Origin of the sequence: Luteimonas changyuni (genome assembly GCF_039548395.1) — a bacterium.
GTDB lineage: Bacteria > Pseudomonadota > Gammaproteobacteria > Xanthomonadales > Xanthomonadaceae > Luteimonas.
The window spans coordinates 14372-24064 of sequence record NZ_JBCLUZ010000030.1 but is presented as its reverse complement, the minus strand read 5'-3'; the positions used below and the strand labels follow the sequence as shown (position 1 = coordinate 24064).

Sequence of the window (9693 nt, the reverse complement as noted above, 5' to 3'; positions counted from 1 at the left end):
CTGCGCCAAGGTCCGCTCAGACCCAAAGCGGCGTCCTGTCATTCGGTCAATCGCCACCCCAACCCCGACCACCGCCCCGCATGCCACGCCAGCGCCTCCGCAGTGACGTCCGCATTCCCCGTCACATGCAGCACCCTTCGCGCCCGCGTCATCCCCGTGTACACCAACTCCCGCGACAGCACGCGGTTGAAGCGCTCCGGCAGCACCAGCCACACGTCGTCGAACTCCGAGCCCTGCGCTTTGTGCACCGTCATCGCGAACGCGCTGTCGTGCGCGGGCAGCGCGGTGGGATGGAACGGCCGCGGGTTTCGCGGGTCATCGCCGGGGAACCACGCCATCAACGTGCCGCTGTCATCCCGCAGGCAGATGCCGATGTCGCCGTTGAACAGGCGATGGCGGTAGCTGTTCTCGGTCACCAGCAGCAGCCGGCCATGGAAGTAGCGGCTGCCAGCGGACGCGGGGCCGGCGCCGCGGCGGGTACCAGCGAGCATGTCCTCGATACGCGCATTGAGCCCCCGCGCCCCCTGCGGACCTTCGCGCACGGCCGTGAGGATGCGCATGCGGCCAGCACGAGCGAGCGCTTCGGCGGGGTCTTTGGCGTCGGCAAGCGAAGCCCAATGCGCCAGCAGATGCTCGCGATGCGACTTCAGCGGGTCGGCATCGCCTTCATGGAAATGCACACCGGAAAGCTCGCGACCGCGCAGCAGTGACAGCGCGGTGGCGGTCTCGCCTTCGCGCACGGCAGCCGCCAGCGGCGAGAGGTCGAGCGCCGCACTCTGGCGATAGCCGCGCGTGAGATGGATGTGCCGGGCCGGGAACGTGGCGCTGGGCGCGGTGGCTTCGGCGGCGCGCAGGATGCCGGCGAGCACGTCGCCCGCTTCCACCGAGGGCAGCTGGTCGGGGTCGCCGAGCAGGACCAGGCGCGCGCCGTCGGGCACGGCTTCGACCAGCTTGGCCATCAGCGGCAGGTCGATCATCGAGGCTTCGTCGACCACCACCACGTCGAACGGCAGCGGGTTGTCGGCGTGGTGCCGGAAGCGCGGCGAGTCGGGGATGGTGCCGAGCAGGCGGTGCAGCGTGGTGCCGGTGGTGGGCAGCTGCGCGCACAGCGCGGGGTCGACGCCGAGCGCGGGCAGCGCCTGCACGGCGTTGCGCACGCTCTCAGCCATGCGTTCGGCGGCGCGGCCGGTGGGCGCGGCCAGGGCGATGCGCGGCGGTGCGGCGCCGGCTTCAAGCGCCTGTGCGATCAGCAGCACCAGCATGCGGGTGATGGTGGTGGTCTTGCCGGTGCCGGGGCCGCCGGTGACGAGCAGCAGGCGGTTATGGAGCGCGGCGGCGGCGGCTTGGGCCTGACGGTCCTCGAAGGGCGCCGCGAGGCTGCCCCCATCTGCCCTTCGGGCATCTTCCCCCGCATGCGGGGGAAGAGCGGCTTCGGGGAAGAGTTGGGTGAAGAGGGGTGCGAGGTGTGCGGGGAGCTGCGCGTCGTCGCGACCGGCTTCGCTCGCCCGGGTGAGCGCGTCTCCTGCCGCGATCGCGCCTGCGTGCGGCATGGCGCGGCCGATGCGGCGGAGGCCGTCGGCCAGGCGACGTTCGTACTCGCGGTAGCGGCGCAGGTAGATGAGGCCGTGTTCGTACACGAGTGGGGCGTCGGCGGCGGATTCGGCATCGCCGGCGTCGGGGCGGGCGACCCAGCGCGAGGCTTCGAGCGCTTCGCGCCAGGCATCGGGCGTGGGCCAGTCGATCGCGGCGTCGACCAGGCGCTGCGGCTCCGCGGGGTCGAAACCGGCGTGGCCGGATGCGACCGCGAGCGAGGCCAGCGCTGCCGCTGCGAGCACGCTATCCGGCGTGTCGGGGTCCAGCCGGCGCAGGCTCTGCGCCAGTGCGTGGTCGAGCGTGCGCAGCGCGCCGGCTTTGACGAGTTGTTGCAGCAGGCCCAAGCGGCGGGTGTCGTGCGCCTGCTCCTGCGGCAGCGCACCGCGCACGTCTGGCGCGATGGCATTCGCGCCACCGGCCGTGCCGGCCTTGTCGGCTGCATCGCCGGCCTGGCTCTCGGGAAACAGCGGAAGCGTGGTCATGCCGCAGCCTCCGCGACCTGGCCAGCAAACAACGCATCCAGCTCATCCACAAGCTTCGGCATGAACCGCCACGCCTGCACCCCCTTCGCGTCTTCGCGAGAGGCATCCAGCCCCCGACAGAACACGTACCGCACACCGCCGAAGTCCCGCGCGTAGTCATACGCATCACCCAGCCGGAAGCGCAGCCATCGGTGCAGCGCGAGTGTGTAAATCAGCGCCTGCAGGTCGTACTCGCTGTGCGCCATCGCCTCATCCAACTGCGCGGGGCCGTAGCCGGGCAGGCGGTTGGACTTGTAGTCGAGCACGTACCAGCGGCCGTCGTGCACGTAGGTGAGGTCGATCAGGCCGGTCATCAGGCCTTCAAGCCGGCGCCGCACGCCGAAGCCCTGGCGCGCGGTGAGCAGGCCGTGGCGGTGCAGCAGCGCGAGCAGCGCGTCGACGCGCGTGGGCGCGAGCGCGAACTGGAACTCGATCTCCGGGCGGCGCCGGTCCGCGGGCAAGTCGGCCAGGCGCACGCCTTCGGGCAGGGCCACGGTGAGCGTGTGGCCGATGAGCGGGGTGAGCACCGCGAGCCCGTCATCGATGTCTTCGGCCGGGTAGCCGCCGGCGCGCAGGCGGTCGGCGATGAGCTTTGCATCGTCGCTGCCGGGGGCGGGCGCGCCGGGCGTCCATGCGGACCAGCGCGCGAAGTCGGTGCGTTCCAGCACGTCGTGCAGCACCACGCCGAAGCGGGTGCCGGCGAAGCGCGGGTCGAAGGCTGCTTCCGCCGTGCCGTCCGCGGCGCCAGCGGCAGCCTCGCCGTTCGCGGCGTCGAACGCGGCAGCCGTGTCGCCGTGGTCGCCGGGCTCGTCCTGGCCGCCGGGCGCGGGCTGGGTGGCGCTGGCCGACGCGTCGCCTTGGCCCTCGGCGTTGGCGAGCTGGGTGAAGCTGTAGACCCACCAGTCGCTGGCGAGCGCGCGGGTGGCGATGCGCGCGGGCGGCACGGCGTCGGTGGATGCCGGCGCGAGCCAGGGCAGCGTGGCCGGCGGCGCGCTGTCGTCGATGGCGACCGCGGTGCCGAGTGCCGCGGCCAGCGCATCGGGCTTGGCCACCATATGCAGCAGCGGCGACTTGTCGTGGTTGCTGAACATGCCGCTGGCCAGCCACAGCGCGTGGCGCGCGCGGGTGAGGCCGACGTACAGCAGGCGTGCGTCCTCGGCGCGCTGGGCGAGGGTCCACGCATCTTTGGCTGCTTCCCAGCCGGAACGCGACGGCAGCAGCTTCCAGTGCAGCGCGCGGCCGCCCTCGCCGTTCACCACGGCGCGCTGCCCGGGGCTGCGCGTGGGCGAGCCGATGGCCGCGAACGGCATGAACACCAGCGGGTATTCCAGGCCCTTGCTCTTGTGCAGGGTGACCACCTGCACGCGCTTTGCGTCGGACTCCAGCCGCAGCAGCTGGCTCTCGTCGTTGGCATTGGCGTCGGCGATGGCGTTCGCCAGCCAGTCGACCAGGCCGTGCAGGCCGAGCGCGCGCGCCTGCGCGTCCTGCAGCAGTTCGGCCAGCTGCAGGTAGTTGGTGAGGCGACGTTCGCCGTCGAGCAGGCCGAGCAGGCGGCCGGCGTGTTCGGCGCAGAGCTCGTTGATCAGCGCGAGCGGGCCGCCGCGCTGCAGGCGGTCGCGCCAGGCGAGTGCTGCGAGCTGCCAGGTGCGCAGCGCTTCGCCATCTTCGTCGAGCGCGGCGATCGCGGTGGCGTCCAGGCCCACCAGCACCGTGGACAGCGCCATGCGCAGGCGGCCGTCGTCGGCGCCGTGCAGGAGCGCCAGCAGCAGCGCGTGCAGGTCGCGCGCTTCGGGCGTGGCGAACAGGCTCTGCTTGCCGGCGGCGACCGCGGGGATGCCGGCCATCGCCAGCGCGTGGCGGATGCGCGTGGCCTCGTTGTGCGAGCGCACCAGCACGGCGATGTCGCCGGGCTGCACGGGGCGGCCTTCGATGCTGGCGTGGCCGTCGCGGGCGTCGGTGAGCACGCGGTGGATGGCGGCGACGCAGGCCTGGGTGGCGAGTTCGCGCGACGGGCCGGCATTCCAGGGCTTCAGTTTGCCCTTGCTGTCGCGATCTTCCGGGAGCGGCGCCTGCCACAGCGTCAGCGCCGGCGCAGGCGCGCCGTGGCGCAGGAAGTCCTCGTCGCGGCGCACGCCGCCGGGCATGACTTCACGAAAGCCGATGCGCGGATCGATGAAGGGCGCCGGAATCTTCCTGGCGGGATCAGTAGCGGTATCCGCATCCGCCGCCGCTTGCGCCTGCGCGTAGAGCGCAGAGACCGCGCGCAGCACCGAAGGACGCGAACGGAAGTTGCTCGACAGCGGAGGGGCTTCGGCGGCCGTCGCGCGCGCGGCGAGGTAGGTCTCGACGTCGCCGCCGCGGAAGCCGTAGATCGCCTGTTTGGGGTCACCGATCACGTACAGCGCCGGCGCACCGCTGGCTGCGCCGAACACGCGGTCGAAGATGCGCCACTGGCGGGCGTCAGTGTCCTGGAACTCGTCGACCAGGGCCACGGCGTACTGGGCGCGCAGCTTGGCGGTGAGCGCTTCGGCCTGCCGGCCGTCGTCATGCGTGGGGTCGATGGCGTCGGCGACGCGGTCGATCAGGTCGTCGTAGGTCTGCACGCGCTGCTGCTGCTTGGCGCGGGCGACGCGCAGGCGGGCGTCGTCGCGCAGGCGGTGCAGCAGCTCGACGCGGCGCGCGTCCTTCCACTCGGCCATCGCGGTGAGTGCGTCGAGATAGCCGGGGACGGCATCGCAGATCGGCGAGTCCGGCGTGCGGCCGGCGCCGGCCTTGCTGGTGCGCAGCAACAGGGTGTCGCGGTGCAGCTGCGGGAGCTTTGCGTGCTCGAACGGCGCGCCGCGCTCGCCGGCGTGGCACCACTGGTGCAGCGAATCGAACAGCGCGGTGATCCAGTCGATCTTGTAGCTGCCGCCGTGCAGGATCTTGTTGTCCACCGCCGACACCAGCGCCGCGCGGAAGTCATCGCCATGCGCGCGGAAGGCGGTGGCCAGCGCTTCACCGGTCGCATGCAGGCGCGGCGCGGGATGGTCCGGCAGCTCGGCCAGCGCCGGGCGCAGCAGGGGTTCGCGCACCAGCGGTGCGAGATCCGCGGCGAGCGCCTGCGGGCCGCCCGGCCACAGCGCCAGCAGGTCGTCGGCGGCGTCGCGTTCGCTGCCGTGCGAGCGCCACAGGTCGGCGGCGATAGCCTCATACAGCGGCGTGTCGCTGGTGAGCAGCTCCGGCGCATCGAAGGCCTGGCCGACTTCCAGCGCGTGCTCGCGCAGCACGCGGGCGCAGAAGCCGTGGATGGTGAAGATGGCCGCGAGGTCGATATCGTTGGCGGCGGCGTGCAGGCGGCGGCGCAGGGCGTCGGCGGATTCGCTGCCGCGCGCCAGGTGGGCGTCGAGCACGGCGTGGGTGAGCGTGGCTTCGGGCGAGGCATCGGCGGCCGGCGCGGCACCGACCAGCTGCTCGGCCAGCAGCAGGCGCGCGCGGATGCGGTTGCGCAGCTCCTGGGTGGCGGCCTCGGTGAAGGTGACGGCGAGCACCTGGCCCACGCGCAGCCCGCGCTCCACCACCAGGCGCACCACCAGCGTGGCCAGGGTGAAGGTCTTGCCGGTGCCGGCGGAAGCCTCGATGGCGTGGACGCCTTCGAGCGCGAGGTCGAGGTACGGGTCGCGTCCGGATGCACGCGTGGCTCCACTACCGACGCCCGCCTGCGGAGCGCCGGAGTCCGGCCCCGTGCCTGCATCCGTACCTGCGTGCATGACGTTCTTGCCCGCGCTCATTCCGCATCCTCCAGGTCGAGCTTGGCGGCGATGTCGCGCAGCGCGCCGAGATCGGTGCCGGCGTAGACCTTGCCGGCCACGACCGCCGAATAGATCGCCATCGCCATATCCACGAATGCGACCTGGGTGGCCTCGTCGGTGAACGGGTCACGGCCGCGCAGCGCCAGCCGCAGGGCTTCGCCCGTGCCCTCGCCCCAGCTGCGGTCGCTGCCATGCCAGCGTTTGGCGGCGAGGTCCAGGCCGCGCTCGAGGCTGTCGGCGCGGAACAGCTCCCAGCCGCTGTAGGGCGCGAACGGCAGCGGCCGGCGCAGGCCCCTGGTGTGGAGGTCGATGAGCATGCGCAGCACGTCGCGCGCTTCGTCTTGATCGAGCGGCGCGCGCGGGTGCGGACCAACGCCGTGTTCGCCGCCGTCGTGGAATTCGACCAGCGGCACGTTTCGGCCGGCCGCACTCGCCAGCAGCCAGTCGAGACCGTTGCGGATCGCCGACTGCCCGGCGGGCGGATCGAAGCGCACGCGTGCGATACCGTGCGGGTAGGCATCAGCGACGCGACCGCGCAGGGTCAGGCTGCCCGAGCTGCCAGCACCGCCAGGACCGCCGGCACCGCTCTGCAGCGTGACGCCGTCGATCAGGACTTCGAGCCGCGGAGCATCGGCGTCGGTCGCACCACGCCACTCGGCGAAGGCGGCCGCATACGCATCCACCTGCCCGCGCACGTCTTCCAGCGTGCGCCGACCCAGCGGACCGGACGGCAGCAGCCCGCGCGCGCGCAGAAGCGCATGCGTCGCAGTGTCGTCATCGCCGCGCAGCGCGGCGTCGAACACCGCCTTCTGCAATACCTGGCGAGCGAAGCCACGGCCCGGCGCCAGCAGCGGCTCGACGTCCTCATCCACCGCTTCGACTTCGGCCAGGCGCAGGCCGAGGCGCTGCTTCAGGAACGTCTCCGCGGGCGCCTGCAGGAAGCGACGGAGTTCGTCGAGCGACAGCGTGGCCTCGTCTTCGCTCCCGCCTTGCGGCGGTTGCGCGGCGTTGCGCTTCACGGCGTCGCCAATCGGGTTGCCGATGCCGCCATTGGTGCTGGCCCCACTATCGCCGCTGTCGCTGTCGCTGCCACCCGTCATCGCCGCCAGCGCCTCATCGCCAAACCACGCCGGCAACGCCACCCGCTTCTGCGCCGGCTGCGACGCCGCCGGCCACCACTGCGCGTAATACGAGAACCGCCGCGGCTCATCCTCGCTGCCAAACGCCGCCGGCGCGAACGGCTGCAGCGTGTGCCGCACCACCAGCGCCTCGCCCGCCTCTGCCTCCGGCGCGTGCTGCGCATCGGCCGCGGCCAGCAGGTCGGCCACCAGCACCGAGGGCTCACGCGCGCTGCCGTCACGCGGGTCGGCGCCCTGGTAGCTGACGTAGAACACGTCCTGCGCGGCGGCGAACAGCTGCAGGAACAGGAAGCGGTCGTCGTCGCGCGTGGAGCGGTCGCCCTGGCGGCGCTGGCCGCCGGCGAGATCCGCGGTGAGGCGGTCCAGGCCACCGGCGGGATCGCGGCGCGGGAACTCGCCGTCGTCCATGCCCAGCAGGCAGATCGCGCGGAACGGCAGCAGGCGCATCGGCACCATGCGCGCGATGCTGACGCCGCCGGTCAGCAGCGGCGCGCGGGTGTCGGCCTCCGACAGCGCGGCCGTGAAGTGCGCGCGCACGATCCCGGCCGGCACCGGCAGCTCCACGCCGGCGCGGCGCGCATCGGCGGCGAAATCGTCGATCAGCGTGCGCAGGCGGTCGAGCGCGCGGCGCGTGGCCGGTGACGACGGCGGCTGCGGCAGCAGCGCATCGAGCAGGCCGAGCAGGCGCTCGCGCCAGCCGTCGGGCGTCAGCGCTTCATCGAGCACGCGGGCGTGGCGCGCGAGCACGCGCAGCAGCCGCACCAGGGTGTCGAGCGCATCGAGCGCGCTGCCTTCCAGCTCCGGCATTGGCGCGATGACCTGGCCACTGGCGGTAGTGATCGGCGCATCGCTGCCGGTGGCATGGCCGAGCAGCAGGCGGTCCAGCGCGAAGGCCCAGGTGTAGGCATCGTCGGCGGGGGCATCCAGGCGCGCGCGGTGCGCGGCGTCCAGGCCCCAGCGCGCGCCGGCGGCGTGCAGCCAGGCGTGCAGGCGGTCGAAGGCGGCGGCGTCGAGCCGCGCGGCCTCGGCCAGCGGCGGGCTGGCCAGCAGGTCCAGCGTTTCCACCAGGCCGAAGCGCGCCACCGGCAAGGCCAGCAGGCGCAGGAACACGTCGGCCAGAGGCTCGCCGGCCAGCGGGCTGGCGTCGGCCACGGCATAGGGAATCGCCTGGTTGAAGCCGGCCTCGCTGCGGCCGCGGCCGCCGAAGACGGCGTCAAGGTAGGGCAGGTAGGGATCGATGTCCGGCGCCAGCACCGCCACGTCGCGCGGCTGCAGCGGCGGATCGAAGCGCGGGTCTTCGAACAGCGCGCGCAACTGGTCGTGCAGCACCTGCAGTTCGCGCAGGCGGGTGTGGCAGGCGTGCACCTGCAGGCTGGGGTCGTCGCGGCGCAGCGCCGGCAGCCGGGTGCGCGCATCGTTCACGCTCGGCGCCAGCGGCGGCGACGATCGGCGATGGAACAGGTCCGACTGCAGGCGCCGCAGCAGGCTGCCGTGCATCGCGCCGCCGCCCTCGCCCGGATCGGCATCGCCGCGGAACTCGATGTCCGGGTGCACGACTTCGTAATTGCCCAGCACCGCCATGAAGTCGCGCCCGGCCGCCCCCCAGGCGCGCAGCAGCGGGTTCTCGCCAGCGGCGGCATCCGGATCGCCGCCGCGCACGCGCTGCAGATCACCCCAGTAGTCGCGGCTGGGTGAGGGCACGTAGAGATGCAGCGTGCCGACGCGCGCGACGGTCGCGATCACGCGCAGGACGTCCGGGGACACGTTGAGGATGGCGAAGGCGAACAGCCGCTTCGGCAGGCCGGCGGGCAGATGCGCATCGGGCGCCGCGAAGCCGCGCAGATAGGCATCGATGCGCCGCGCGCGGTGTTCCGTGCCGCCCGCCACGCGCCGCCACAGCGCGGCCTGCGGATCGCGCGGCGCCTCGCCGGCCTCCCATGCCAGCAGCCACTCGCGGCGCCAGGCCTTGTACTTCTCGAACGCCTGCGCGAGCTCGCCGGCCAGCGACCAGGCCTTCAGCGGGTCCGGTGCGGATTCCAGGTAGTCGCGCATGGGCTGCAGCGCGCGCTCGCGCAGCACCGCCGGGTCCGACAGCGCCGCGTGCACGCGCCAGCGCAGCGCGGCGGCGTCCAGGTCTTCGCCGCGCCCCGGCACGTTGGCATCCAGCGCGCGCTGCACGAACTCGCCCGGGGTCAGGAACTCGAGGTTGGCGGCTACGCCGTGCGCTTCGGCCAGCGTGGCCTGCAGCCAGCGGCGCATGGCGGGCTGGGGGATCAGGACGACGTCGGGTTCGAGCAGGCCCTGTCCCGGCGCCGGCACGCGCAGCTCGGCCGACAGCAGTCCGGCCAGCACATCCAGCGCGTTCGAGTGGTACAGGCGGAAATCGGACCGTCCACTCATCGCAGCGACCACCGCCACGCGCGCTCGATCCGCCCTGCATCCCTGGCCAGCGGCGTGCACAGGCGGCGCGGATCCGGACGGATGCCCACGCGCCCGAGATCGAGCGCCGGCACGCGTTCGTCCAGACCCAGTCCGCGGGCCAGCGAGACGCCGTGGAAGCGCACGCGCGCCCAGTGCGCCGCACCGTGGATGCCGTTCCAGTCGAGGCGGAACTCCTTCCGCAGATGCGCCACCAGCCCAAGCCCGCCC

Annotated in this window: 4 protein-coding genes; all 4 read right to left on the bottom strand. The window is 73.0% G+C overall.

All coding sequences use genetic code 11. From position 1 onward, the window contains the following. Window positions 1-38 precede the first annotated feature (38 nt). The 4 genes from recD to WCD84_RS11210 all read right to left on the bottom strand — a co-directional run bounded on the left by recD (window position 39) and on the right by WCD84_RS11210 (window position 9677). Window positions 39-1937, bottom strand: a complete 1899-nt coding sequence (recD, locus tag WCD84_RS11225) for an exodeoxyribonuclease V subunit alpha (RefSeq protein WP_343281444.1) — start codon at window positions 1935-1937, stop codon at window positions 39-41. Between the two features lie 134 nt (window positions 1938-2071). Continuing rightward, on the bottom strand, window positions 2072-5884 hold the full coding sequence (locus WCD84_RS11220) for an exodeoxyribonuclease V subunit beta (protein ID WP_343281425.1): 3813 nt from the start codon (window positions 5882-5884) through the stop codon (window positions 2072-2074). Next, a complete protein-coding gene (recC, locus tag WCD84_RS11215; RefSeq protein WP_343281424.1) occupies window positions 5881-9444 on the bottom strand; it encodes an exodeoxyribonuclease V subunit gamma in 3564 nt (1187 codons plus the stop codon). The genes WCD84_RS11220 and recC overlap by 4 nt, the downstream gene beginning before the upstream one ends. After that, a complete protein-coding gene (locus WCD84_RS11210; RefSeq protein ID WP_343281423.1) occupies window positions 9441-9677 on the bottom strand; it encodes a hypothetical protein in 237 nt (78 codons plus the stop codon). The genes recC and WCD84_RS11210 overlap by 4 nt, the downstream gene beginning before the upstream one ends. Window positions 9678-9693 lie beyond the last annotated feature (16 nt).

Excerpts from the sequence above, each read along its gene's own strand:
- WCD84_RS11220 (WP_343281425.1), bottom strand. The coding sequence starts at position 5,884 with ATGAGCGCGGGCAAGAACGTCATGCACGCAGGTACGGATGCAGGCACG.
- recC (WP_343281424.1), bottom strand. The coding sequence starts at position 9,444 with ATGAGTGGACGGTCCGATTTCCGCCTGTACCACTCGAACGCGCTGGAT.